The sequence below is a fragment of the Oceaniferula flava genome (assembly GCF_016811075.1).
Classification (GTDB): Bacteria; Verrucomicrobiota; Verrucomicrobiia; order Verrucomicrobiales; family Akkermansiaceae; genus Oceaniferula; species Oceaniferula flava.
This window is the reverse complement of the sequence record NZ_JAFBGL010000002.1, coordinates 44,364-69,119: the sequence shown is the minus strand read 5'-3', so window position 1 is coordinate 69,119 and position 24,756 is coordinate 44,364. Positions and strand designations below refer to the sequence as shown.

The 24,756-nt window shown below is 52.9% G+C and carries 23 protein-coding genes; 12 read left to right on the top strand and 11 right to left on the bottom strand.

From position 1 onward, the window contains the following. Nucleotides 1–84: 84 nt before the first annotated feature. Entirely contained in the window at nucleotides 85–1,797 is a 1,713-nt protein-coding gene (locus JO972_RS03380) for a hypothetical protein (protein WP_309488594.1), read from the top strand. A 104-nt stretch (nucleotides 1,798–1,901) separates the two neighbouring features. On the opposite strand, the gene JO972_RS03375 is transcribed toward JO972_RS03380, so the two are convergent. Next, nucleotides 1,902–3,020, bottom strand: a complete 1,119-nt coding sequence (locus JO972_RS03375; RefSeq protein WP_309488593.1) for a hypothetical protein — start codon at nucleotides 3,018–3,020, stop codon at nucleotides 1,902–1,904. Between the two features lie 454 nt (nucleotides 3,021–3,474). Here JO972_RS03375 and JO972_RS03370 point away from each other — a divergent pair, with 454 nt between their 5' ends. From JO972_RS03370 to JO972_RS03355, 4 genes are all read left to right on the top strand, one after another. Further along, a complete protein-coding gene (locus JO972_RS03370; RefSeq protein WP_309488592.1) occupies nucleotides 3,475–4,065 on the top strand; it encodes an HNH endonuclease in 591 nt (196 codons plus the stop codon). A gap of 82 nt (nucleotides 4,066–4,147) precedes the next feature. Then, complete coding sequence (locus JO972_RS03365; RefSeq protein ID WP_309488591.1) at nucleotides 4,148–5,707, top strand: RtcB family protein; 1,560 nt, start codon at nucleotides 4,148–4,150, stop codon at nucleotides 5,705–5,707. Between the two features lie 332 nt (nucleotides 5,708–6,039). Further along, nucleotides 6,040–6,714, top strand: a complete 675-nt coding sequence (locus tag JO972_RS03360; protein WP_309488590.1) for an NYN domain-containing protein — start codon at nucleotides 6,040–6,042, stop codon at nucleotides 6,712–6,714. Between the two features lie 6 nt (nucleotides 6,715–6,720). Beyond that, nucleotides 6,721–7,932: an SIR2 family protein gene (locus tag JO972_RS03355; RefSeq protein WP_309488589.1), complete on the top strand. Its 1,212-nt coding sequence runs from the start codon at nucleotides 6,721–6,723 to the stop codon at nucleotides 7,930–7,932. A 55-nt stretch (nucleotides 7,933–7,987) separates the two neighbouring features. On the opposite strand, the gene JO972_RS03350 is transcribed toward JO972_RS03355, so the two are convergent. After that, nucleotides 7,988–8,509, bottom strand: coding sequence for a hypothetical protein (locus tag JO972_RS03350; protein ID WP_309488588.1), 522 nt, complete (start codon nucleotides 8,507–8,509; stop codon nucleotides 7,988–7,990). A 232-nt stretch (nucleotides 8,510–8,741) separates the two neighbouring features. Here JO972_RS03350 and rplU point away from each other — a divergent pair, with 232 nt between their 5' ends. From rplU to JO972_RS03335, 3 genes are all read left to right on the top strand, one after another. After that, nucleotides 8,742–9,053 (top strand): 50S ribosomal protein L21, encoded by a 312-nt coding sequence (gene rplU, locus JO972_RS03345; protein WP_309488587.1) that lies wholly within the window; start codon nucleotides 8,742–8,744, stop codon nucleotides 9,051–9,053. A gap of 28 nt (nucleotides 9,054–9,081) precedes the next feature. Then, entirely contained in the window at nucleotides 9,082–9,336 is a 255-nt protein-coding gene (gene rpmA / locus JO972_RS03340) for a 50S ribosomal protein L27 (RefSeq protein WP_309488586.1), read from the top strand. Nucleotides 9,337–9,508: 172 nt separating this feature from the next. Further along, nucleotides 9,509–10,099: a GNAT family N-acetyltransferase gene (locus JO972_RS03335; RefSeq protein WP_309488585.1), complete on the top strand. Its 591-nt coding sequence runs from the start codon at nucleotides 9,509–9,511 to the stop codon at nucleotides 10,097–10,099. Between the two features lie 162 nt (nucleotides 10,100–10,261). Here JO972_RS03335 and JO972_RS03330 read toward each other — a convergent pair whose 3' ends face one another. Further along, nucleotides 10,262–11,164: a DUF6268 family outer membrane beta-barrel protein gene (locus JO972_RS03330; protein ID WP_309488584.1), complete on the bottom strand. Its 903-nt coding sequence runs from the start codon at nucleotides 11,162–11,164 to the stop codon at nucleotides 10,262–10,264. 112 nt (nucleotides 11,165–11,276) lie between these two features. On the opposite strand from JO972_RS03330, the gene JO972_RS03325 reads away from it, so the two are divergent. Genes JO972_RS03325 through JO972_RS03315 form a run of 3 tightly spaced genes read left to right on the top strand, consistent with a single transcriptional unit; the run spans nucleotide 11,277 to nucleotide 16,012 of the window. After that, complete coding sequence (locus JO972_RS03325; RefSeq protein WP_309488583.1) at nucleotides 11,277–12,041, top strand: hypothetical protein; 765 nt, start codon at nucleotides 11,277–11,279, stop codon at nucleotides 12,039–12,041. A gap of 12 nt (nucleotides 12,042–12,053) precedes the next feature. Then, nucleotides 12,054–12,767, top strand: coding sequence for a hypothetical protein (locus JO972_RS03320; RefSeq protein WP_309488582.1), 714 nt, complete (start codon nucleotides 12,054–12,056; stop codon nucleotides 12,765–12,767). After that, nucleotides 12,764–16,012 carry a VIT domain-containing protein gene (locus JO972_RS03315; protein ID WP_309488581.1) on the top strand — a complete coding sequence of 1,083 codons (3,249 nt, stop codon included), beginning with the start codon at nucleotides 12,764–12,766 and terminating at the stop codon, nucleotides 16,010–16,012. Before JO972_RS03320 ends, JO972_RS03315 begins: the two co-directional genes overlap by 4 nt. Here JO972_RS03315 and JO972_RS03310 read toward each other — a convergent pair whose 3' ends face one another. Then, complete coding sequence (locus tag JO972_RS03310; protein ID WP_309488580.1) at nucleotides 16,013–16,876, bottom strand: MYG1 family protein; 864 nt, start codon at nucleotides 16,874–16,876, stop codon at nucleotides 16,013–16,015. It abuts the gene before it with no gap. 102 nt (nucleotides 16,877–16,978) lie between these two features. Between JO972_RS03310 and JO972_RS03305 the strand changes: the two genes are divergently transcribed. After that, a complete protein-coding gene (locus JO972_RS03305; RefSeq protein WP_309488579.1) occupies nucleotides 16,979–18,460 on the top strand; it encodes a pentapeptide repeat-containing protein in 1,482 nt (493 codons plus the stop codon). Nucleotides 18,461–18,473: 13 nt separating this feature from the next. Here JO972_RS03305 and JO972_RS03300 read toward each other — a convergent pair whose 3' ends face one another. The 7 genes from JO972_RS03300 to JO972_RS03270 all read right to left on the bottom strand — a co-directional run bounded on the left by JO972_RS03300 (nucleotide 18,474) and on the right by JO972_RS03270 (nucleotide 24,724). Continuing rightward, a complete protein-coding gene (locus JO972_RS03300; RefSeq protein WP_309488578.1) occupies nucleotides 18,474–20,051 on the bottom strand; it encodes a glycogen synthase in 1,578 nt (525 codons plus the stop codon). 170 nt (nucleotides 20,052–20,221) lie between these two features. Next, nucleotides 20,222–21,316, bottom strand: a complete 1,095-nt coding sequence (locus JO972_RS03295; RefSeq protein WP_309488577.1) for a transglutaminase-like domain-containing protein — start codon at nucleotides 21,314–21,316, stop codon at nucleotides 20,222–20,224. Nucleotides 21,317–21,426: 110 nt separating this feature from the next. Beyond that, nucleotides 21,427–22,200: a cytochrome c oxidase subunit II gene (locus tag JO972_RS03290; protein WP_309488576.1), complete on the bottom strand. Its 774-nt coding sequence runs from the start codon at nucleotides 22,198–22,200 to the stop codon at nucleotides 21,427–21,429. 63 nt (nucleotides 22,201–22,263) lie between these two features. Then, a complete protein-coding gene (locus tag JO972_RS03285) occupies nucleotides 22,264–22,455 on the bottom strand; it encodes a hypothetical protein (protein WP_309488575.1) in 192 nt (63 codons plus the stop codon). A gap of 28 nt (nucleotides 22,456–22,483) precedes the next feature. After that, nucleotides 22,484–22,678 carry a hypothetical protein gene (locus tag JO972_RS03280; RefSeq protein ID WP_309488574.1) on the bottom strand — a complete coding sequence of 65 codons (195 nt, stop codon included), beginning with the start codon at nucleotides 22,676–22,678 and terminating at the stop codon, nucleotides 22,484–22,486. 40 nt (nucleotides 22,679–22,718) lie between these two features. After that, nucleotides 22,719–23,057 (bottom strand): cytochrome C oxidase subunit IV family protein, encoded by a 339-nt coding sequence (locus tag JO972_RS03275; RefSeq protein WP_309488573.1) that lies wholly within the window; start codon nucleotides 23,055–23,057, stop codon nucleotides 22,719–22,721. A 71-nt stretch (nucleotides 23,058–23,128) separates the two neighbouring features. Next, complete coding sequence (locus tag JO972_RS03270; RefSeq protein WP_309488572.1) at nucleotides 23,129–24,724, bottom strand: cytochrome c oxidase subunit 3; 1,596 nt, start codon at nucleotides 24,722–24,724, stop codon at nucleotides 23,129–23,131. Nucleotides 24,725–24,756: the final 32 nt, after the last annotated feature.

The following is a 24,756-nucleotide window of genomic DNA, read 5'->3' as shown; positions in this document are numbered from 1 at the left end:
GTCACTTACATCTTGGCAACCAACACCAGAAGATCCCCAACGACCTACCTATGTCAAAAATTGATTAAAGATCATCCTATCCCCATGACAACTTCGAACCATTTAGATCACATTGACCAAGCACGAAACCAGATATCTCAATTTTTAAAAGAACCCCTTGAGCGGGTGCTTGTGATCCGTGGCAGCTATGGATCGGGGAAATCTTATTTTCTACGAGACGATTACTTGACAAATAACCATATGCCAAAAGCCTGCCCTAAATGGATAGCATACACTTCTGTCTTCGGAGTCAACTCGCTCAAAGAACTTCAATTAACCATCGCGGGAAGCCTTGAGGGGCGATCCGATAACAAAATAGCCAGCGGCAAGCACCAGCAAGCAGCCAAACTAGATGTTGGTCTCAACATGCTCCAGAAACTGATAAAGCCATTCATTGGAGGAGTCAACATAGAGTTATCCGCCACATCTTTAATATGGGCGATTGCTAGGCGGGCGGGGATGCTCTTAGTTATCGACGACATAGATAGAAATTCCGGTTCTCTAAAACTCAACGATCTAGTTGGTTTCGTCTCCAGCATGACGGAACACTCAAGAGGCCGAACCAAGGCCATTTTGATTCTGCACGATGACGAGCTATCTAGGATAGACAAAGACATATGGGCTAAACTCAGGGAGAAAGTTGTTGACCGTGAAATAACATTCGCTCCTGATATACAATCAACAGCATTCCACTACGTTAAAACTGAAAACCTCAAAGCTATAATCTCTGAGATACATGTGGCCTTAGGATCTCATAACATACGGACAATGCTGAAGACTGAGGCGCTGGTCAACCGAGCCAAAGATTTTTTCAAAGAAAGAAACATATCCCTCTTTGAATCCGAACAAGTCGAACTCGTTAAAACGGCTTCTATATATTACCACAGCGGAGTTGATTTTAGCGCCTCAGCTCTAGGGGATGCAGCAAGTATGCATTGGTATCCACGTGAAAAAGAGCTTCCCGACACAACTAGAGAGTTGCTGGGACTCATCGAGAAACTAGATTACTTTCCAGCCAGTGAGTTTACTGGGATTTGCCTTGAGTTCTTCAAAACCGGCGATGCTGACTGTAATGAAGTTGAAGCCTTTAGAAATCATAAGCTTGCAAGGGAGAAGCAGGAAAGAAGGGACCAAATAATGCGGGATTTTTGGCGTATTTATAATGGCGATTTTAGCGACAAGGAAAAAGAAATCAAAGAAAGAACGGATGAACTGTTTGAGAACCATCTTGATCTTCTGTCTCCCCACATCGTCAGCGAAGTAACCGACCTTATGTGTTATTTAGGATATCCAACAGAGGGTTATTTTAGAGCATGGGTAGATCATCACAAAGGAGATACCGAGGCTATCGCTCGGCTTGCGCGCATCTCAGATATTTTCCCTAAAGAACTTGAACCCGTCAATCGCGTCAAGTCTTCGCCTTCAGTCGACCTGAAAACGGAATTTCTAACTGCTTTAATAGAATTTAACAAAGATGACCGAAAATTCTTCAGTCATGAACTCAGAGCCAAATTAACAGAGTGGACTATCAACGACTACAAAGAGTTTTTCCTCAAAGTAAGGCATCCAGATTTACTCGTAAGTATTCGAACGCTATTCAGAATAAATTGGAGTGGCACTGAGTATGAAGATGTTCAAAAAATCGTTACAGATATCCGAGCAGCCGTAAACGAAATCGCAGCAACTTCAAAGCTTAACCACCGGCGTGTGGAACAGATTCTTTCTCTAAAACTCGAGGACGACAACCAAACAGGTTAATCCCTACTTTCTATAATTTTGTATATTATACGCACAACGATCCCTATGTTATATGCAACGAAGCGACTCCGTCAATGGTGGTTCGACTCCACCCCCGGGCGCCATCATCGCTTCGTGGATTTTTTCCTCCCTCTGAGCAAACGCCAAGCAGGCCGGCAGGTGATCCATGCAAGAAAGGCATAGCCTAACAACATCAGCCAGACACAGGCTGGGATCGGGCCTCGTTCGTTGACCGCTTGGGTAGGATCAACCGCTTGTCGGCTCAATTGAAACAAGATCGCTGCCTCACCGAGCATGGGCGCGTGGTCTCCGTTGGAAAACAAGCGGGGAAATAGCAGCGTGCCATCAGGCAGAGGCCAACTCGCGGCGATCATTTCATAGGAAAGAGTCGATGCGTGGTCAAAGCGACCATTCGTCCGCGCCGCACCTGCACCAAACGCTGTGGCCGCCGTGCCGAATCCGCCAAAGACCGGCCCGGCATCGACATCAAAATAATACTCGTCCCCGACCTCATGTGGGAACTCTCTGAACCCGGCGGCAAACCAATTTTGCTGCCAGTAGTGATCGGCGTAGGATTGATACCAGCCAGGGTTCTGCTCCGGCCAGATCGCCGGGGCGAAGGTGGCGAAATACGAATTTCCACAGCCACGCGAGTCATCGAATCGGCGACCTGTTTCCGCATCGGCGGCGTAGGGAGGAAGGCCATAAGGCTCTGCCATTTTTCCAGTGAACGCACGTAGTGACCGGTGAATCATCGCTGAGTGGTCGGTTCCTAACAACTTATCAACCCGTTGGATCGCACCGATCGCAGCCACCACGTCCGCAGGGTAACACTGGCCGGGGTAATCATCGGTTAGCCCCGTGTCCGAGGCATCGATTTCCTGCGCCAAGCTAGTGGCCTGTTCGCGCAGCAGAGCGAAATATTTCCGTTCTCCCGTTAGGTTGTGATGCGATACAATTGCCGAAATCACCAGCATCCGGTAGAAGGTATTTTCACGCTCCATGTAGCTCTCGCCCCAATGGTCTTTCACCCACGTGGCATGACCAGGATCGAGAATCAGCACGAGGCTAGCATCGATGGCTTCCCGTGCATAAACCTTCGGTGCCTGCTTGGATAAACTGGGATCCTTTTCCCACTCCAGCTGCAAGGCCTCGGTCGCCCAGAGATAGAAAGCCGACCCGAACAGCGGCCACTCCGTCTCGGCGATTTGACTGGTGTTCAAGGTTTCCGCTTTCCCCGATCGAACCCGCTCACGAGCGTATTTTGCATAATCGTCACTTAGAAGCGTGTGACGTTTGTAGGCAAACTGCGAAACTCCTTCTCCATGAATACCTTTGTCTGTGGCGATGTACCACCCAACGGTCAGCCCGGGGATCAGGAAAAACCACAGCCCCGCGGCCAGCAGCAGCGTCCCCAGACACTTGCTGATTATTTTACTAACAGGCCATCGCCTCGTGCCGTCATTCATCGTGCTGGTTGGATTCGGTCAGCGACTTTTTCCATCGTGGAAACCGGCCGCTCGCTCATGTCTCAGACCCTTTTGGCGCGGCCACGTTCACCGATTCCATTTTTTAAAACGAACACCCGCGTTCTCAAATTCTAAATCCTAACAATTACAGACACCTCCCGACACCCGACACCCGACACCTGATTACTAACAACCTACTACTGAAAAAATGTCCTACCTCCACAAAAACACCGTTCTCGTTCTGAACCGGAACTGGCAGGCAATTTCCGTCACCACCCCCGCCCATGCGTATGGTCAGATGGCGACGGATGCGGCCACGGGTCTCGACATCCAGCATCTCGATTGGATGGTGCCCGTTGACTGGAACACCTGGCTTTCCCTGCCAGTGCGGGAGACGGATCTCAGCATTGGCACGGCTCGCGGACCGCTGCGTGTGCCCACCGTCATCGTGCTTTCGCGCTACGCGGATGTGCCGATGCACAGGCCGAACTTCAGCGCCAGAACCCTCTGGCTCAGGGACGGCGGCAGGTGCCAATACACTGGTCGGCTGCTGCGCAAGGACGAAGGCAATATCGACCACGTCATCCCGCAATCGCGTGGCGGCGAAACCTCCTGGGAAAACTGCGTGCTGTCCTGCCGGAAAATCAACACCCGCAAGGCCGACCGCACACCGGCCGAAGCCGGACTGCGACTACTGCGTCGCCCCGAAACACCACGTGCCGTGCCAGTCACCCTGACACTGCACAACCAACACAACATCGAAGACTGGAAAGTCTTCCTCCCTAACAACGACAACTAACCACAACGCGAAATGCAGGTGCACCGAAAAACCAATGACACATCCGCCCCCTTTCGCTATTCAACGAACAACCCATCAAATTATGAAAACTATCACCGAACAAGACCTCATCGATGCAGGCTGGGACCCCGGCCCTCACATCGCTGAGATGCTTGTCAAGATCGACGAGTATGAAACCCGTGGCATCCACGATGCCAAGTACATGCTCAAGCTCCTCAAGCGCGACTTCACACCGCCGCCAGCCAAGATGCTGATGCGTGAAAAAGCCGCTCCATTTTCAGAAGCCATCCGTCCTGAAACGAAAGACGAGAAAAAGAACGTCGCCTCGGTGCGGCAGAAAATGGACGAGCTGCTGAAGACACCCGTGATCAAGCGCGGCGCCATCATGCCGGACGCCTGCCCTGCCTCCATGGACAAGGCAGTGATCCCCGTGGGTGGTGCCATCGCCGTGGAAAATGCCATCATCCCCAGTGCCCACTCGGCCGATGTGTGCTGCTCCATGTACGCCACCTTCTACCTGGCACGCAGCGACGTGGATAGCGAACTTGACGCCCTCACCACCGCCACCCGCTTCGGCCCCGGCGGTCGGCACTTTGATGACCTCGTGCACCACCCGGTGTTAGACGAAGACGTCTGGGACAATAAGTTCCTCTCCGGTCTCTACGACTGGGCGAAAATCCACATCGCGGATCAAGGCGACGGCAACCACTTCGCCTACATCGGCGAGCTGGAAGTCACCCACAGCCTGATCGGAAAATTACTGCAGTCCGGTCACACCGGACTGGCGGCTCAGTTCGAACGTGCCCTCACGGATTCTGAAAATCATCAAGCCCTCACGCTCCGAGTTCTCGTGACCCACCACGGGTCGCGTGGGCTCGGAGCCAAGCTCTACCAACGGGGACAAATCGCCGCAGTAAAACACAGCGCTCGCGCGGGTAATCACATCCCCAAGGCCGCCGCGTGGTTAGATGCCACATCGGAAATCGGCCAGGAATACTGGGAGGCGCTGCAGTATGTCGGACGTTGGACCCGCGCCAACCATCAGGCGATCCATGCCCGCTTCATCGAACGCATCGGCGGCGAAGTCACCGCCCAGTTTGGCAATGAACACAACTTTGTCTGGAAACGTGGCGACACCTACTACCACGGCAAAGGTGCCACCCCTGCATGGAAGGATGAAAATGGCAACCCGCTGTTAGGTTTGATTCCGCTCAACATGGCGGAGCCGATCCTGATGGTGCTAGGCTCTGACAATGACGAGTATCTCTCCTTCGCTCCCCACGGTGCCGGACGCAACGTCTCACGCACCGCGCTGAAGCGACAGTTCGCCGATGAAGCCGATCGCCAGAACGCCATCCGCCACTCCACCAAGGACATCGACGTCCGCTGGTACTGTGGCAAGGCCGACCTAAGCGAAACACCTATCGCTTACAAAAACGCCGACCAAGTCACCGCTCAGATCGAAGAGTTCAAACTCGCCGAAATTATCGGCAAGATCCAACCGCTCGGCTGCATCATGGCCGGCGCCAAACAACGCGGCCCATGGAAAGAAGAAGACCTCACCCCCAAACAAAAACGCCAAATCCAGCACCGCGCCGAACGCCGAAGAGTCAGGCAGGAGCTGTATCAGGAAGAAGGTTGACGAAGGCTAGCTCTCATCGTTTCCCCATCACAAACAAAGTGTTCATTAGATCATCTATTTTTCTTGAAATAGGTGATCTTGAGTCTAACATCTCGCTATGAAAGATATCCCAGCGTCGAACAAAATCTATAGCTTCTGCCTAGAGTCTGGTTCTTGCCGCCGAATCGTGTTACAAAATACAAACTTGACGGATCCATACAGTGGAGACTATCTTCCGCGCACATCACTCCTGATAGCTTCGGCTACAGGATGCAGGGCAGCCTCCTTCTGGGACGCTGCCCTTGCCTTTGTAAGAGGGCTGCCGTTTACAGCCACGGTGGAAGGAGACTGTTATGCCTAAGCGGCGACGGCTCAAGACCATTCTCTACATTGATGGTTTCAATCTCTACTACGGAGCAATCAAGGATACGCCCTATAAATGGCTCAATCCTATCGCACTTGCTTCTCAAATGTTTCGGAATAACGAAATCGTTGCCACGAAATACTGCTCAGCCCCTGTCTCTGCCTTGCCGAATGATCCTGATGCACCTACTCGCCAGATGACCTACTGGCGTGCTCTACGGACATTGCCCAATATGACAATTATCGAAGGTCATTTTCGTGTCCGTAAAAAACGAGCCAAGGTCGTAACTCCGCCGCCGAACACCATTGAAATATACAGCACGGAGGAAAAAGGTTCCGATGTCAATTTAGGGGCGCATTTATTGCTAAACGCTTTTCAGGATAAATTTACCACAGCCATCGTGATAACGGGTGATTCTGATCTAATCACACCCATACGCATGGTCAATGAGGAGCTAGGAAAGGCCGTCTGTGTCGTTAACCCTCAATTGATTTCCGGCCCCCACCGTCGCAAACAGCGCCGTGGTAGTGCTGGCTTACAGTCCGCCGCCCAAGTCTATCGCAACGGCATCAGAGATGCTCAGCTACAATCTTCGCAGTTTCCATCTCACCTCAGTGATTCCGTGGGGACCTTCAATAAACCCCGTGTCTGGTCTACCCAATAAAAAGCTATGTGTGATAACGTTTTCATCTTTGGCGCAGGAACAAGTTTCGATGCGGGGATCCCTTTAATGGGCAACTTCATGGACGTTATGTGGAAGATGGCCCAAACTGGGAGATATGAAGAAAAGAAACTCACTGATGATCAAAAGAAAATTCTAATTGAAGCCATCAAGGCCCGCGAGGAATTAGACGGTTATCACGGTCGTGTCTCTGTAGATGTCTGGAACATTGAAGACTTGCTCTCAGTTCTTTCTATGAATGCTCTAGCTGGTGGAAAGGGTGAGAAAAAAAGACTTGGTTGGATGATCAAAGCCATCGCTGTGGTTATAGAGGTCACTGGGCAATCGGAGCAATCGGGAGAACTCACCGTCATGCAGTATGAAAAAGGCCCGAAGATATATCAAAACTTTTGGAACGCTCTTATCAACTGGAGTCGCGACACAAATCAGCCACCACCCTGCATTATCACGTTCAATTATGACCTCATACTAGAACGAGCTCTCCTACAATCGATTATCGGCACCAGCCATACAGCTAAAAGTTTTCCATGGAAGCACCTTAAGCTAGATTACGGCTCCTCAGCACTTGGCCCTATCGACTTTAATTCCAAACCGCTGACGTGGGAGAGGCTTTCACCAAGCCGAGGAATCGAGAGGAATTCCGGTATTGGTCTGGAAAACTCAGTTGAATCCCCTCTTGAGGATACTTTTAAAATACAACTATACAAACTTCATGGTTCTATAAACTTTCCTCATGGATCTAAAGCTCGAATTGCTGGTGATGAACAAAACATAAAACTAGTTACGGCTCTTGAAAACCCATCGATTGTTCCGCCCGTCTTTAATAAAGCCACCAACCCCAAAAGTGTTGAAATTTGGAAAAACGCTCTCAACGCTCTTCGACATTGTAAGAACTTGATCATCTGTGGATATAGCCTTCCGGCATCTGATGTATACATGCAATACTTCTTCAAGTCCGCTCTTGGCCCCAATCAAGATTTAAACAACATTTTTGTCTTCGACCCTGTATTATTCGATACTTCTAAGAAAGAGGCTGCGGACGCACTGAAGAATAGATATGCATCTAATTTCTCACCTGCACTCAGGAATCGCATTTCATTCAACCCGCCAATTGACGAAAAGTGGGGTAAGAACAGAGGAACCTTTAATCATCTTGTGGACCTTCTCAACAAAGCTCCTCATACGATTCTTTTCTCTTAAGGCTTCATACCAGCATTACCTCAAACAGCACTTTTAAAGCTGCAGATAATTAACCTCAAGGACTCCACCTAACATTCGCCCCGATGGCTGTGAGGGCGCCGCGGCGGTGGCCTTTCATGAGGGAGTATTTCATCGCGGAGCTTTTGCCTTCCAGCGGTAGGCGGAGGAGGAGGAGTTCGCTGCCGTCGTTATCGTAGAGTTTGAGTCGGGCGTAGCCATTGGCGCGATCGTAGTAGAAGACGATCATGCCATCGAAGACGCGGTTCTTTTCCAGAATCGGGCCGATCTTTTTCGCGTCCTTGGTATTAAGCAGTCGGTCAAACGAGATCCCGTATGCCCGGGGATCGACCACTTTCAGATCCAGAGTGTTTTCGCTCCAGGGAAAGAGACCTCCCACAAGATTCCCAGTGTAGAGTGCCTTCATATCCATTACCAAGAGCTCGGCGAGGCGTTTGCCCTCGGGGGTGGTGTGCGGCGGCGAGGCGTCCACGAATGCAAGTTCCACTCCGCGTGAGCCGGCCAGGCTGGTCATGGGGAGGAGGGCGAGAAGGAAGAGGGTGGCTAGTTTTTTCATCATATGGGATCGATAACGGCTGAGGTGGCTGAGTATGCAAGATTGCCCTGCAATTTCCAGAGAAAGTGACGCCCGATACTCAGGCTCAGTTAAATAATATTAAAAAAACTGAGATCCTGATCAAAATTTGCTTGCCCGTCTGGCAGGATTGTGATGAATTCCCGCTCCCCGAACGGCGCACAAGGTGTGTTCCGTCGGTTTTCAAGCATTCAAGCAACCCAAGGAGAACATTCCCATGGCATACGCAGTTTTCAAAACAGGTGGTAAACAATACCGCGTTCAAGAAGGTGATACACTCGACGTTGAGAAGATCGACGCCGAAGTCGGATCCGAAGCAAAATTCGAGGAAGTCCTCCTTACCAACAACGGCAGCGACGTCACCGTCGGTGCTCCATTCGTAGACGGCGCCGTCGTCACCGCCAAGGTGGTTGACCAGTTCCGCGGTAAAAAGGGAGTTGCTTTCAAATTCAAGCGTCGCCAAGGCTACCACAAGACCAAGGGCTTCCGCCGTCACCTCACCAAGCTGGAAATCACCAGCATTGGCTAATTTTTAAAACACTTACTACTTTTATACCATGGCTCATAAGAAAGGACAGGGTTCCGTCAAGAACGGTCGCGATTCACGCAGCAAGCGCCTCGGCGTTAAGAAATTCGGTGGTGAAGTTGTCGTAGCCGGCAACATCATCATCCGCCAGCGTGGCACCAAGTGGCACCCCGGTAACAACGTTTACATCAGCAAGGATCACACCATCCACGCTAAAGCCGACGGCAACGTTTACTTCGACAAGAACGGTCGCCGCGTCAACGTGAAGCTTGCAGAAGCTAGCTAACACAGCGATTCATCAATTTCCAAAAGCCCTGCCGGTTCGCCCGGCGGGGCTTTTTTTTGTGAAATTACGTCCCCTCCCCCTGAGGCACTGCCTGGAAACGAATGTTTCATGTTTCCTGACACTCATCCGCGCTTACCATTGACGGCGAGATCTTTGGCCCTAGTTTAATGATGTGTCTACGTTTCCCAATCTACTCCAGCTGCAACTGCGCGATGGCACGGATGTGGTCGCACGCCCTCTCACTCCAGAGGACCGTGAGGGTCTTGCGGAAGGGTATCGTCTCCTGTCGCCCGAGGCACGCTATCAACGCTTCTGGGTGCACTCCGGTGAGGTCATCAGCGATAGCACGCTCGATCGTCTGCTGAACAACGACGGCAGAAACCACGCCATCTGGGCCGTGCTCGACCGCAGTCGCGAGTATCCCGGTTTGGGCGCAGCCAGCTACTGGAGATCGAAGACCGATCCCACGGACGCCGAGTTCTCGGTCACTGTGCTCGACTCCGAGCATGGTCGGGGCATTGGCACCCTGCTGCTCGCCATTCTTTGGATACAGGCTTACCAGCAAGGGATCGAAACTCTTACCGGCTATGTGATCCCGGAGAACCAGCAAGCGATCGATTGGATGTGTGACACCGGCGCCGATGGCCACTGGGACGGCTACCAAGCGATCTTCCGCTGGCGCCTCGGTGATGTTTCGCACTTACCCATGACGCCCGCCGCCGGAGACCTGGCGCAGTGGCTGGCCGAGCTGACGCCGGAGTAAGGCTTGGCCTGCTATTCTTAATCGCGAATGGACGCGAATATTTCTTAATTGGATACGCCGGTATGCTGACGCATTTCACGCGATGACGGACTCACTTGCTCGAGGCATCAAAAAACATCCTCATTAGCGTAAATTCGCGCCCATTCGCGGTTCAAAAAACTCCTACCAAGCCGCCACCCTCAGGCCCACGTTGAAGAACCAGCTGGCTTCGGCATCTTCGTCAAAAATGTCGCCTCCTGAGTCGGTTTCGATTTCCAAGCTGTTCGCCAAGGTCGTGCCCGCCCAGACGCTGAGCCAAACTTTCTCCCCAAGCCGACGTTCAACCCCGACTGCTGCCCGGTAGCTCCGCAGCGACACGTCAAAGCTATCGCCGTGGTGTTCGACATTCCACACTCCTCCACCCGGCCAGACACCACAGCGGACCAGCCAGTCAGAGTGAGGTTGCCAAGTCGCCGTGAAGGTCGCCCCCAGTAGCGCCAGATGAACATCGTCCAGAGGTCGCCATTGAAAGCCCACCGCAGGAAAGAGCGAGCGATCGCCCGTGGTGTTATCGATCCCCATACCGGCGATGAGGGCAAAGCGATCGTTGAACTCATAGCGGAAGCCCACTTTGCCATTCACGGAAAAATCATCACCATCGACACCGTCCAAATCGCTGGAAAGTCCGGGTGACAACGAAGCGAGAAACGACCACTGACTGCCTGCCTGATGGTGCATCCAGGTGAAGTTCACTCGGGCATCGTGTAGACTTTGATCGCCCAGAAAAGTATCCGTTTCCAGCCACGAAGCTTCATAGCGCAGCCCGATACTCAGAGCATTGCAATCGTTGATCGGAATGAGTCCACCGAGCGGTATTTCCAAGAGCAGCCGACTGTGTGAAAAACTGTCGTCGATATCGTCAAAATCCATTTCCCCCGCCGCACCATACTGCAGCTTGGCAGACGGCGCATTGGCATCATCATGGCCGAGGACAAAATCATCGATACTCACCCCTGGCGAGTTTTGAGCCTGAGCGATGCTCAGGGACGCGAGGCTGACGAGACAAGGAAGGAGGTATTTAGACATGCCTTATCATTAACACGGCACTCCACTTCAGCCCAAGAAGAATCCCCCTACAAGGCAGCTCCGAGATCAATCTCGACACCCTGGCGAGCCATCTCTAAGTTATCCGTTAGCTATGAAACGATCGCTCAAAACCCTCGCTCTTTGTCCCTTGCTATTCGCAGCGACACCTATCTTTGCACAAGAGAATGCCTTCGACCCGTTAGGCGAAGCGGCTGAAGCGAATCTTCCCAGACAGGTGCGCATCCAAGTGGAATACATCGAGATGCCACTGGAGCAAATGAGCGCCGTGATGTCAGATGCCACCGCTAGCAAAGGCGACACCGTTCTGCGTCAGGCCGTCGCCAAGCTGATGCAAAGCGGCAAGGCCAAGCTCATCGAGAACCAGATGTTAGTCGCCCGCAGTGGAGAGAAGGCGACCGTAGAATCGATCCGTGAGTTCATCTACCCCACCGAATACGAGCCACCAGAACTTCCCAACACCATCAAGATCGAAAAAGGTGCTGAGAGTAAAATCGCCAGCAAAGAGTTCGCCACCGGCCCCACCCCCACGGCCTTCGAGACCCGCAACCTCGGCTCAACCTTGGAAATCGAACCGACCATTGGCGACAGCAACAAAACCATCGACGTCCGGCTCTCCCCAGAAATCACCTATCATGTGGAAAATACAGTCTGGAGCGAGTGGAAGGACAAACATGGGGAATCCAACATCATGATGCCCGTTATTTATACGTTAAGGGTTAACACAGCGGTCACCCTCGCTAATGGAAAACCCACACTCATCGCGGCGCTATCACCCAAGGACGACAAAGGAGTGACCGATACCTCACGGAAGGTCCTCGTCTTTCTCAAAGCTGACGTGCTGGTAATCGGGCGCTAACAACCTCTCGCAATGAGATCGTTCCTAACAGCCACTCTGCTCATTCTAACACTAGCGCAGCCGCTGGTGGCGGATGTGTCAGGCTCTAGAAATGTGCGATTGCAGACGGAATGGATCGAGATCCAGCGAGACACCTTAGCCCAGCTCACCTCTGGAAAAGGCGGCCTTGGCAAAAACCTCCACGCCGCTGTGCAGCCACTGATCGCGAACAAACAAGCCAAGATGGTGCATAGCTCGCTGGTTCTCGCACGTTCCGGCCAACGCTGCACGATCCAATCCGCGCGCGAAATCATCTCCCCGACCGAGATCACAGGAAGTGGGCTCAGTGGCTCGATAACCCAAGAAGACATCAAGAAGTTCAACCGCTCGCTCAGAGCGGTCCGGCCCCACCCTCTGGCATTTGAGACTCGCAACGTCGGCTGCATTGTAGAAATGGAGCCCACGCTAGGAGAACATCACAAGATCATTGATCTCTACTTCGATATTCGGTGGATTCAAATGCCCAGCATCTACCGCTGGGTCACGCACAAGGATCAGTGGGGACAAGCAGACATCAAACGCCCGATCTTCTACACCTTGCGCAGCCGCAGCGCTCTCACACTTTACAATGGGCATTCGCAATTCGTCTGTAGCTTCAATGCGATGAACGCCGAAGGCAAAGCCGACCCAGCCCGGCTGTTATTGTTATTCGTCAAGGCCAGCGCCCAGCTTTTACCAAACCCATGAAATCTCTCAGCCTTTTCTTTTTCCTAGCTCTGCTACTCGCATCCGCCCAAGCAGCCACGCCGAAGATGTGGGTGAAAACCGGGGGAAATCGGATACCGCTACGCATCGACACCATCAAGGCGGATGTCACCATCACCGGCAGCATTGCCGAGACTGTTCTAACACTTCGCTTCCGCAATGAAACAAACCGCATGCAGGAAGGCGAGTTTGTCATGCCGCTGCCAGAAGGATCGACCGTTTCCCAATATGCCCTCGAAGTAAACGGTGCACTGCGTGATGGCGTGGCGGTGGAGAAAAAGCAGGCACGGCACGCCTATGAGACGATCAAGCGGCAGATGATCGATCCGGGCATCGTCGAACGCGAGGCGGGAAACATCTACCGCACCAAGGTCTTCCCTATTCCAGCGAAGGGAACGAAGCTAGTAAGGATCGCTTACATCGAGCACCTAACAGAGCATCAAGGAAAGCTCCACTACAGCCTGCCCACCGATTACCCAGGTTTGATCAATGACTTCCGCTGCACCATCCAACACAATGGAGAAGCGAGCATCAAGGCGCCCGGCCTAAGTTTCAAAGCCACGGCACGAAATTCCTCGCAAGCCTCTGCGACGAACCAAATACTCCCCAAGACCATCGCCGTCACCTGTCCACAAAACGCTGGTTCAAGAGCGTGGTTAGAGAGGCACGGAAATCGTTCCTATTTTCTGATCAACACTGCCAAACCAGCGGATATCAAAGAGAGAAAACGTATCGCACCCAAACACATCAACCTCATCTGGGATGCGTCCGAATCCCGCAGCTACCAGCCGCTGAAACAGCAGTTGGAAATCCTCGACCGATACTTCAAAAAGATCCCCAACACCCGAGTCACCCTGCAAATTTTGCGCAACACCCTGCAAGACGGCGGAACGTATCAGATCAAGGAGTCAGATTGGAAAAGGCTCAGAACCACGCTGGAAAACATCCTCTACGATGGCGCCACTCACTACCCCTCGGTGGCCCAGCTCCAGAAAGAGGCGGACCTGACTCTGCTGTTCACCGATGGCGACTTCGCCCAGAACCTGACGCTCAACACCCAGCAGAACAGCTTCATTTTCCACTCATCGAACGTCTCAAACATCAACCCGGTGGCTCGCAATGGACTGGTGGAAACCATCAACTGGCAGAACTTACCGATCGAAAAAGTAATTCACCAGATGACCCATACGCAGTTCAAGATGCAGCCGCTGAAGCTGCCCAGTCTGACCGTGATCGCCAAGCAGGTGAACGATCGGCAAATCTTGTTAGGCCGCTGCGATGGTGAGCCAACCGACTTCACTGTCAGCTACCGGAATGCCAATCGAGAAACGATCCGCCAGAACGTATCAACCTCTACCAACAGACTCGATGGAACCTCACTGATCAAACGTTTCTGGGCGCAGGAACAGTTGGGGGTTCTGGAGAGAAGCTCAGGTGATCAGAAAAGAATCATCGCCCACTGCCGCGAACACGGGCTAGTCAGTGATCACACCTCGCTGATTGTGTTAGAACGATTCCGTGACTACGTGCGCTTCAATATCCCGCCGCCAGAACCGGAGATCAAAGCGCGCTGGAAAATCGCACGTAAAAAGTTCAATACTAAAACACCGAGCCCAGAGGAGCATAACGACCGCATCAATGCCCAGTGGTATGCTCGGCTCAGTTGGTATCAGAAGACCTACAGCTGGTTCAGCGAAAGTATGATGGCGTGTGCGCAGCAAACGTCGATCTGGATGAATGCCGTGGACCAGGTTTTTGCGAAATCCGACCTCGATCTCCAAACCTACGCGGTGATCGAAACATGGCAGCGGAAAACCAAAGCGCTCGCCGCCGCCGATCAAGAGCTCAAGTCAGGCAAGGGTTATGACGACTGGAATAAGCAGCAGATCCAGCTGATGAAGGACTGGGACAAGTTTTCCAAACTTCAGCCAAAACGGAAACCCGGCCAGCCACTCGCGATTTCCGTGCGCGGCCTAGTGCTCAACCCGGACACCTATCGTAGCGATGAGCCACTCACTCTGAAACAATCGCTCGATCTTGCCGGAGGTCCCAGCTACCTTGGTTCGCTGCAATACGTCAGCCTCTACCGCAATGCCGGGGTGCTGACTTACAATCTCCTGAGCGAGCAATACCGTGATGTTACCCTGAAACCAGGTGACATGATTGTGGTGGAGCCAGAACCCTATGATTCATCTGGAGATGTGGATCCCTTTTTCGCCGGTGATGACAGCCCTAAGGTCGACCCTCGTAAAGCCCCCGCCGTCACTCAGAAACAACCTCGATACACCACACTAGGCGGCGGAGCTGGTGCCGATCCATTTGGTGGAGGAAAATCGACAGCCAGTGATGCCGATGACATGGCGATCAAGATCACCCGCCCCGTAGCAGCCGAGCTCAACACCGAGGCGATGAAGCGCTTTGAGCAGTCGTTGCAAAGTCGTGAAGATGCACAGCGCGCCTATGCGGCTTTGAAAGAGAAGCAGGAATACACCCGCTCATTCTACATTGATGCCGCCCGCATTCTCGCCAAGCACGGCCACACAGATCTAGCCGAGCAAGTGCTTTCCAACATCATGGAAAACCGATCCAGCTCCGACAGCATGGACCGAGCCTTCGCTTACTGGCTTGGTGACATCGGCCTTCTCAAGCCGGCACTCGCAAAACTGATGGAATTGAGGAAATCCGACCCAAGCAATGCCATCAACCAGCTCGATGTCATCCGCTACCGGCACCAGCTGGAGCCAACATGGGACGCCGCCACGGCTTACCACGACCTCACTTTTCTCACCAGCACAAGGGCGACACAAGAACCTCGAATCCTGGCACTCACCGAGCGCAATGCCTACAGTTCAGCGACTCAAAAAAAGACCTATCAGAAACACACTCAAAACCTGAGCACGGACCTGCGCTGCGTGATCTACTGCGCCGACCCATCAGTGAAGTTTTCTACCACCACCGATGAACCGGACAGTAATAGAACAACGCGCTGGAGTGACTCCAGACAGGGTGGCAAGATTTCAGTTTACCCAGGCATGCATGAATACATGCTGAAACGTGCGATGCCGGGGACCTACACGATTAAGTGTAACGCGAGGCAGCCTGTGACAGTCCAGGTTGCGCTCTACAGCCACTGGGGAAAGCCTGAACAAAGCTGTCAGTGGAGCACTATTTTGTTAGGCCGTGAGGATACCACTGCTGCGGAATACACGCTGGAGTTCAAGCGTTAATTATCCCCAAGCACCGGCCAGTTGCTCTTGCAGTCGAGGCACCTCGGTGGCGCTGGTTTTGCAAAGGAAGCCACTGTTGTGCGCGAAATGCACATCGGCATCTTCCTCGATGCGGGTGAAATCCAGCTTCGGGTGGTCGTTGAAACGAGCCAGACCAAAACCCTCGCCGCGACTGTCCGGGTAGACCATGGCGGCAATTTCTTGATCCAGATTGTTGACCAGAATGTAACGCGCGAGGCCGCTGGAGGCATCGTCGAGCGGGTCGTCCAATCGTGGGAAATAAAGCGCACTGAAGGTCTCGTCACCGGAGTCAATCTCCCAGCGCTGCACATGCTGGCCGACGGTATCGAGTCGCGTTCTGACATCGCGAAGGTATTCTAACAAATCACCGCCGATCATTTTCATCAGCTCGTAAATCACTTCACCAGGTTGATGTTTTTCCGCTTGGGCGAAACGGCGCAGCACGGTGATATCGATGGGTGAATTCATTTTGGAAATCACCTCGCGCTCGACGCCCAGCCACTCGGCGGTCTTTTTCGGTCCGCGGGTATCAAACCACTCGGCCGGCTCCAACCAATCGCAGAACATCTTGGCGTCCTCGTAAATCCCGAGATGCTGCAGCACCAGGGTGAGGGCACAGGTCGGTGGATAGTCGCGCGGGAACTGGTGGTGATCGAAGTTACTATTCTCCGGCTCATGCACATGCCCGACGTCCACCACGGCCACGCTGGGGTCTTTCAACTCCTCCTCGCAGGGATCTTTGCGGTAGATCGGCACGTTGTGCTCAGCGACTAACAGACTACACGCCAAAAAGTCGTCCTTATGCGCCCCTCCAGGGTGGGTGATGATGGAGTTGATGTTCATGGGGCGTGCATAGGGAGGATGGGCAGGTGTGTCCATCATAACCCCACAGAGTGCAGTCGATTGGAGCTGCAATGTCGGCGGCAGGCATTAGACTGCAGCACCATGCGCTGGCTCTCTTCCCTCATTCTATGGCTCCTACTGCAGGCGAGCGCTCCCCTCCACGCGGCCATTCCACGGGCAGACATCGTTGCTTACGTCACTGCTGAGAGGGCAGCGGAGCGCGTGCCGGACATCACCGGACATTTTGGCAACGACCTCTGGGGCAGCGATTTTTCCAAACTCAATCTGGCTGGCGTGGATTTCAGCCATGCTGATTTGGGCGACTGCAAGTTCCACGATAGTGACCTGAGAAAAAGCACTTTTAGCTCCGCGCATCTCTATCTTGCCGAGTTCTTCGATACCGACTTGAGGGGCGCTGACTTTATAGGATGTAGCTTAGACCGTTGCCATTTTGACCGAGCCGATCTCCGAGAGAGTCTTGGGTTTGGACTCGATTTTGTGATGGGAGTGACGGCCAAAGGAGCCAACTTATCCGGCCTCAGCTTCGCACGATGCGATCTCGCCTCCACCGACTTCTCGGGCGCCGATCTCAGTCGCTGTGACTTCACCTTGGCCAATGGCGTTGGTGCCAAGTTCACCGGAGCGAATTGGTCGGGTGTCATGGCGAAGGAATTCTTCGTGCTTGGTGCCCGCGGGCTGACGCAGGCGGATTTGGACACGCTGGATCAAGCGGGTGCGATCGCCTCCGCAACCTCGATGCAGGCAGCGGTCGACCGAGGTGTCAGCTTCGTGGGGAGAAAACTCGACGGGGCGCAGCTGAATGACCTCAACCTCGAGGGGGTGGATTTCTCAGATTGCGACCTTCGAGGCGCCAATTTCACCAACTCCAAGCTCAAGCATGCGCAATTCGTTCGCAGCGAGCTTGCCTTTGCCCAGTTCCATCATGCCTCGATGCAGCAGGCCAATTTCACCGAGGCTCATGCCCATGGGGTCAATTTCAGCCACGCCGACCTGACGGCGGCCGAGTTCAGGCACGCCAACGTTTCCTACGCGCACTTTAAGGGCTCCCAGCTCACTGGAGCACGGTTTGTTAGGGCGAAGGTCGAGCGCAGTAACTTTGAATCCGCCGTCGGCAGCCCCACTCCCCCGCTCGCCAAGCTGCAAGAGAAGTCCGGATATGCAGTCCATCAGCTCCGAATCCAACTACTGGACGCCGTCCTCGCTATAGCGCCGCTGCTCGGGCTGCTGGCGTTCATCATCATGATCATCGCAGCGGTCGCGATGTGGAAAAACCCCGCCCTACACCCGTGGACCAAATTCTTAATCCTGATAAGCTTTGTGAACCTGCTGGCAGCTCCCTTGCTTGCGGTCGCCGTCATGAGCAGCGCGGCAATTGCCGTCAGCCTGCTGGCCTTTCTGGGCACCGGCAGCATCGTCTGCACGGTGGGCATCCTCCTCGGCATCAGTCGCCTTGCTCAGGGGCAGAAAAAACCTGAGTGGCCGAGCATCATCTTTTTTGCCGCATCGCCATTTCCAGGCATCGGCATCGGCGCCGTTCTCCTGAATGCCCTGGCCTCGGTCTGACCATCGACGAGCCTTAGCCTCCTACTTTGCAACCTAACATCGTCTCGTATCGATTGATGTAGGCGGCCGCGGTGGTGGTGTGATTGAAGCGGGTGGCGGATTCGCGCATGATGCGTGCGAGCACATGCTGCTTCTCCTCGTAAGACCGTTTGAAGAAACCAATCGCTTCGTTGATGCCCCAGCGCAGACCTTCCGGGCTGTAGTGCTGGAAGCGGAAGCCATTGCCCTGGCTGCAGTCCTGGTGCAAATGCTCCACCGTATCGTGGATGCCACCGGTATCGTGGGCCACCGAGAGTGTGCCGTATTTCGGACTCACCATCTGCGGCAGTCCGCAGGGTTCGAAGCGTGAGGGCATGATCATGAAGTCAGCTCCGGCGTAACCGAGACGTGAAAGGTCCTCGTCAAAATCAACCACCGCCACGCGCCCAGCCAGTCCGTGCATCTTCACGATGTTTTCAAAATGCGTCTTGAAAGTTCCGTTGGCGATGATGGCGACTTGCAGATCGACATCAGAGTAGTCGGCCACCGTTTGGTAAAGGATATCAGCAAACAGCTGGCATCCTTTTTGCATGGGATCGAGTCGCGATGGCCAGAACAGCACGGGAGCGTTCGGGTTCACGTTTAGCCCGGTGGCTTCCTGCAGTCGACGCTTGTTCGCTGCCTTCCCCTCCATGACGTTTTCAGCGCTGTATTTGAACGCAAGCGAGTCGTCCGTCAAAGGATCATAAGAAACGTCAGGGGCGTTCAAGATGCCACTCGCACAGCCGGCGTAGTGTTTGTTCGCGAGCTCGTTTTTGATCGAGTCAGGTACAAAGTCGTGACGCCCCTCCACCACTTCGTAGAGGAAGGTTTCACTGACGGTGTTGACGTGGTCGGAGGCAAAGATCCCCGAAGCTAACAGATCAGTCGGGTTATGGATGCGTGATTCTTCGTAGGAGTATGGCGGGCGTTCGAAAAAGAGATGTTCCCAGAACTCAGCGGCGTCAATGCCGCGATCCTCGATCTCGGCCATGGTGACTTTTTCCGTGTGGATGTTATGAAGGGTGATCAGGCTGGGGATGTCGAAACGCTTGGCCACGGCTGGGATTAGCCCCGTCATCCAGTCGTTACAGTGGATCAAATCAGGCCGAACCTGCGGGATGATGTGATTGATCACCTCACGCTGGAATGCGAGTGAGACGCGCAAGTTCTCATCGGCATAAATTTGATCCCGGTGATAGAACACCCGGTCCTCTGCCAAGTGAATCCGCTCCTTTCCCAAGTTCTCCCGCACCCGACTGTATTCCCGGTCGTGGTGAGCTTGGACGTCCATATTAAACATCCGGCGATAGTTCGGCAGAGCGACGTGCACGTCTGCCCCCTGGTCATAGAGAGCACTGACCAGTGATGCAGAAACGTCGGCCATCCCTCCGGCCTTGGCGTGCATCCGCTGAGCCATATTCCCCATCCCTTCTGGCAAGTAAGTAATCTCCGGCGTGACCACAAGAATCGTCGGCTTCTTGCTGTCGGACTCGACAGCTTCGCCATTGGCTGCAGCGGCCATCTGCTTTTCTAACTCACGTTCGCTGCGAAGGTTTTCTTGGGTGCTCATTGTTTTTCAGGGATTACTACTCATAGGTTTAACCGTTGGCTTACTTCCTAGCAAGAAAGATGTAGCCCATAATCATAGGAATCAGTAATTGTAGGCATATCGATGCAATTCTTGTTCCATCATCAGATTAATTTTACACAGCTCAAGCTAACAGTCCTCTTAATTGACACTTACTTCACTTGCCAAGTTCCTGTGCTAACATGTCCTGTCAACGCCCCCTCACCTCGCACCCAGAAGGTCACATCCTGTAGCCAAGTTAAGTCGTTCATCCCAAAATACTCACTAACAACACGGAGCCTAGGATCCACATGCATGGTGATGAAATCACCGGGGTCTCGACCAAAAAATATCAGCTTGTCCGGTGTTTCGCCGTCAAGGACTGCTGAGGCAAGATCGACTGGAATCCACCCTACACCTTGAGCAAAGAACTCTGCTTTTACGTGTGATTGGAAATACGGCACACCTCCCACTTTTTCACCCTTCACCGCGGACTTTGCCCATCGACCGACCAGACTCCGCGCAGGGATGCCCTGCGCACGCAATGTGGCGACAAAGAGATTGGAAAGGCCTCCACAGTCAGACTTTCCAGATCGACAGACTGCTATCAGGCTTCGATCCAACTTACTGTCGGCTTGGTAGCGGAACTTGCTAGCAAGCCCTTGGAAAACGCGCCGTGCCAGGTCGATTTCGCCTTCATCCGACTTCCTAACAAAACCGTTTTTATGAATCCAATCTTGGAACTCTTCTGACGTATAATCGCCAAGTGGACTGGGTCTAAGGAACAGCTTGCGTTGCAGATCACTCAGAGTAACATCAGCTTTCGCAATCTTGCTTTTATCAACCCGTAAACTGCGCGCATACAGTTGGGCCCCATAGTAAATTTTCACACCTGCCGTGTTTTGGGTGTGTTTGCCCGCCTTTAGATTGATGACGAGAATCTTTCTTCGAAGAGCACTCAGTTCAGAGCCTCGATCTGCCTTGGGAGAACTGCGCACGTAGTGGACTTGCTGACTGGGAAGGTCTGGAGGCCAAGGGGCGATGAACTCCCAGTGACTTGCCTGAAGTTCCGGTGCCATCACCATGTAAAAAAGCGTCGTATCCACACGCTTTGTAGCTCTGCGGTCAATCTCATAACCTACATTCAGGCCACCAGCGACCTTTGGCAGTCGATCAATGGTCTCGAGTTCTGCGGGAGTCAGGACATCGTCGCTCGCTGACAAGCCAGAGTTAAAGGCTAAAACTCCAGCGATGAGGCAATGAAACACAGATAGACGCACAGCGTCATCTTAAGGCACGAAGCTTGAGAACAGGGAGCAAAAAAAGAGCAGTTGGAAAACCAACTGCTCTTCTGTAAAATTGATGGTGCTTAACGATGTTACTTTTGCTTTTTCGCAAGCTCTTCGTCACTCCGCTTCTTGGCCCACTCGTAGTATTCCTTGGCGTTAATAACTTCCATGCTGCCTTTCATGTCGGCGTGTTTCTCACCGCAAAGCTGAGCACAGACGACGTAAGTTTCCAGCTCCTTGACGGGCTTGAACCACATTGGAATTTCCTTACCGGGAATGCAATCCTGCTGAATACGCATCGGCACGATGGCAAAGTTGTGAATCACATCCTTGGAGGTAACCTGCAGAATACAGTCGCGGCCCACGGGCAACCTAAGTGCAGACGTAGAGATGAAGTCATCATCGCCATTAGGATCTTCAGGATCGATGCCCAGTGAGTTGTCACCTGTAATCAGAGTGTTGTCTGTGCGTCCGAAGACACCATCGTTACCAGGGTAGTGATAGGTCCAGCTGTATTGCTGACCAACTACGCGAACGCGCGGAGCATTGGGGTCGTTGGCAACGACACGCTCAAATTTATCGGTGCGTTCAGCCCAGAGAGGGAAAGCAAAACCAAGCAGGAACACAGCCTCTACCACAACCACACCGATTTCAATGTGCGTGGAAACGTGGTTTTTCACCCCAGCATAGGAAGATTTGGGGTTACGCTTGTGCCAGAACTTAAAGAGAGCGATCACGAAGAACGTGGACCAACCAACGAAGAGAACTAACATCAACCAAGTGATCACAGAGTTCATCTGATCGACTTGCTCGCCGTGTTGGGAGTAGTTTTCGGGCAATCCGAAATAATCTAAAATAGACATAGTGTATGTGGAATTAGGAAGCTGGGATGAGAAAAGAAGTTATCCACTGGCACGAAGGGCCAGTTAATCGGAGAGTGCAGGGTCGAGGTTCTCGCGTTCGCGGATCGCCATGCGACGGATGAAGAAAATGATCGTGATCAACATGGGAACGATGATCAGCAGCATGACGAGCATCGCGTAGCCGGCGGCCACGGAGTCAAGGTGGTCAGGGCCGTTGCCCATACAGACAGCGCATGCAATGGTAGTCAGAGTCATTGGATAAATAGGTTGGTTTGAAGGATGATTAGATCTTCTGAGCTTTGCGGTAAAAACTCACGCCGTAAAGCGGGAGCACCACAGCGGCGAGGGCACAACTACCACCGAATACTTGCAGGCCGAGCGAAGTGCTGGTCTCAAGCACGAATGCCCAAAGCGCGACGAACACACAAAGCAGAGTGGCGATGGTGATGAAGAGGATGTGAAAACCTTTGATGGACATTGTTACGGGTAGTTGTGGGTTGTGAGGCGAATTCAGAAGCTTAGTAGCCGAAAAATGCCTTGAATTGGATGGGGTCAGTGAAGGCGAAACCGGTCAGAGCCATCAGCACGACGGCGAACAGCATGCTGCCTCCAAAGATCCAGTAAACCATGGATTTTTCATGGTTAAGGTGCATGAAGATCAGCGCCACTAAAGTAGCCTTGAATGTGGCAATGAGCAAACCGATTACCATATCCGCTGTGCCGAATCCGCGTGAACCGAAGTCGAGCCACTCAATCTTGGCAACGGCCACGGTGAGGATGGTGCAGACAAAGAGGACAGCGGCTACGATCTTGTAGCTCTTTAGGTGTTTCTTGATTTCTTCAGGAGAGTCAGCCATTTTTTTAGTAATTAGAAAGTTGGAATTGGAAATGAGATGGATTGCGCATCGCATTGCGATGCGCTCGTGGATTACATCAAGTAGAGGATTGGGAAGAGGAAGATCCATACCAGATCCACAAAGTGCCAGAACAGGCCTCCAACTTCCACTCGGTTAGCCAACCACTCAGGATTGGAATCATACATCTTACGTCCGAAGAACATGTAGTAACCGAGAACGAAGGCACCAATGAGCACGTGGATACCGTGCAAGCCAGTGATGGTGAAGTAAGTGGCGTAGTAGGTGTTCCAACGTGGTGTGAACAGGGATTCGAAACGAACTTGTTCGCGAGGAACCACCACTTCTGGGTAGTGCACCTTCTTGTGGTTCGGGCCGGTGAATCCTTCGACGTCGCCAGGGAATAGCTTCTCGATCTCGTGGTGACCCATCGCTTCGAGGTCGGCGATTGTCTTATCGGCGGTGCCGGCGATTTCCTGCCAGTTGACGCGGTAGAGGTCGTTTTCGGTAGGTTCTTTACCGTGCTCTTCGAGGTATTCTTTGAGCTTGGCAACCACCACCAGGTGCTTGTCCCAGACAGGCTTGATGGACTCCTGCTTGAGCAACCATGAATTCTTGATGGCGAGCTCAGGGTCGATACCTTTTTCCTCGGCCTTCATCACCGTGTGACGGAAGTCGATGCCATCGACGTGCAGAGTGATCGAGCTGTCAGCGGTCGTGCCCATGATCACCGTTTGATCTTTCAAGTTTAGGGTGCCTTTTTCACCTGCCTTCGGCTGGCTGAGCTTGCCCCAGTATGGATTGACAGAGATCTCAACAGGTTCGTTGCTCGCGACGAAGGTGAGCTTGGGAGTGACGCGCAGGTAATCATCTTTGTGCGCTTCCTTGAACTTCTTCATCTGCTCGGAGACAAAGGCTTTTTTCTCTTTGTCCCAGTAGCGTTTGTCCTTGAGGTTGGCTTCTTGCTTGGCAGCTTTCCAAGCACCGCGGTTGGCTTCGATGTCGAGGTTGCTGTTATTGGCCACGGCGTCGAGGAAGTCTTCCTTCGCCTGATCAATGATGTCCTTGCTGATCGGAGTGCCTTTTTCCAAGACCGTTTCGTCGTTCAGAACCACATCGTCGCTGAGGACAAATTGGTCGCCGTATTGCTCACCAAGGTTTTCGTAGTAGATATCATCCACACGACGCAGGTCGATGACGACTTGCTCTGCTTTGATGTTCAGGTTTTTGGTAACCTTCTTATCGGCGTCATCACCATGCCCCTGAGGGTGAGCGTGACCTTCGATAACGGTGTAGTCATCCAAGCGCACCGCTTGGTGATGGAACTTGGCATTGTATTCGAAACCTTTCAGCACCAAGAACAGGAAAGCACAGATAAGGGTGATTCCCATGTAAATCTGGAACTTGCCCCACTGCCGTAATTTCAACGACACCCAGGCAAAGACCACCGTGACCGAAGATGCAATCAGGATGAAAGTGTTAATCAGACCGGGCAGCACAGGCAGTGTCCGCTCAGGCCATGGGTAGTCAGCGTAAATACGCAGGAACACATAGCCGGAAAACAGGCCACCGAAGAGCATCACCTCGGATGCGAGGAACAGCCAGATACCGATTTTGGAGTTAGTCAGCCCGGTATCCTTCCGGGGTTCTACAATGTAGGGAATTTCCATGAGAAAGTTTGCTAGAGTGTTAGAAAATGTTG

Bases quoted from the DNA above. Each gene is read 5' to 3' on its own strand.
- JO972_RS03380 (WP_309488594.1), top strand. From the start codon at position 85: ATGACAACTTCGAACCATTTAGATCACATTGACCAAGCACGAAACCAG.
- JO972_RS03370 (WP_309488592.1), top strand. From the start codon at position 3,475: ATGTCCTACCTCCACAAAAACACCGTTCTCGTTCTGAACCGGAACTGG.
- JO972_RS03365 (WP_309488591.1), top strand. From the start codon at position 4,148: ATGAAAACTATCACCGAACAAGACCTCATCGATGCAGGCTGGGACCCC.
- JO972_RS03360 (WP_309488590.1), top strand. From the start codon at position 6,040: ATGCCTAAGCGGCGACGGCTCAAGACCATTCTCTACATTGATGGTTTC.
- JO972_RS03355 (WP_309488589.1), top strand. From the start codon at position 6,721: ATGTGTGATAACGTTTTCATCTTTGGCGCAGGAACAAGTTTCGATGCG.
- JO972_RS03350 (WP_309488588.1), bottom strand. From the start codon at position 8,509: ATGATGAAAAAACTAGCCACCCTCTTCCTTCTCGCCCTCCTCCCCATG.
- rplU (WP_309488587.1), top strand. From the start codon at position 8,742: ATGGCATACGCAGTTTTCAAAACAGGTGGTAAACAATACCGCGTTCAA.
- rpmA (WP_309488586.1), top strand. From the start codon at position 9,082: ATGGCTCATAAGAAAGGACAGGGTTCCGTCAAGAACGGTCGCGATTCA.
- JO972_RS03330 (WP_309488584.1), bottom strand. From the start codon at position 11,164: ATGTCTAAATACCTCCTTCCTTGTCTCGTCAGCCTCGCGTCCCTGAGC.
- JO972_RS03325 (WP_309488583.1), top strand. From the start codon at position 11,277: ATGAAACGATCGCTCAAAACCCTCGCTCTTTGTCCCTTGCTATTCGCA.
- JO972_RS03320 (WP_309488582.1), top strand. From the start codon at position 12,054: ATGAGATCGTTCCTAACAGCCACTCTGCTCATTCTAACACTAGCGCAG.
- JO972_RS03315 (WP_309488581.1), top strand. From the start codon at position 12,764: ATGAAATCTCTCAGCCTTTTCTTTTTCCTAGCTCTGCTACTCGCATCC.
- JO972_RS03310 (WP_309488580.1), bottom strand. From the start codon at position 16,876: ATGAACATCAACTCCATCATCACCCACCCTGGAGGGGCGCATAAGGAC.
- JO972_RS03305 (WP_309488579.1), top strand. From the start codon at position 16,979: ATGCGCTGGCTCTCTTCCCTCATTCTATGGCTCCTACTGCAGGCGAGC.
- JO972_RS03300 (WP_309488578.1), bottom strand. From the start codon at position 20,051: ATGAGCACCCAAGAAAACCTTCGCAGCGAACGTGAGTTAGAAAAGCAG.
- JO972_RS03290 (WP_309488576.1), bottom strand. From the start codon at position 22,200: ATGTCTATTTTAGATTATTTCGGATTGCCCGAAAACTACTCCCAACAC.
- JO972_RS03285 (WP_309488575.1), bottom strand. From the start codon at position 22,455: ATGACTCTGACTACCATTGCATGCGCTGTCTGTATGGGCAACGGCCCT.
- JO972_RS03280 (WP_309488574.1), bottom strand. From the start codon at position 22,678: ATGTCCATCAAAGGTTTTCACATCCTCTTCATCACCATCGCCACTCTG.
- JO972_RS03275 (WP_309488573.1), bottom strand. From the start codon at position 23,057: ATGGCTGACTCTCCTGAAGAAATCAAGAAACACCTAAAGAGCTACAAG.
- JO972_RS03270 (WP_309488572.1), bottom strand. From the start codon at position 24,724: ATGGAAATTCCCTACATTGTAGAACCCCGGAAGGATACCGGGCTGACT.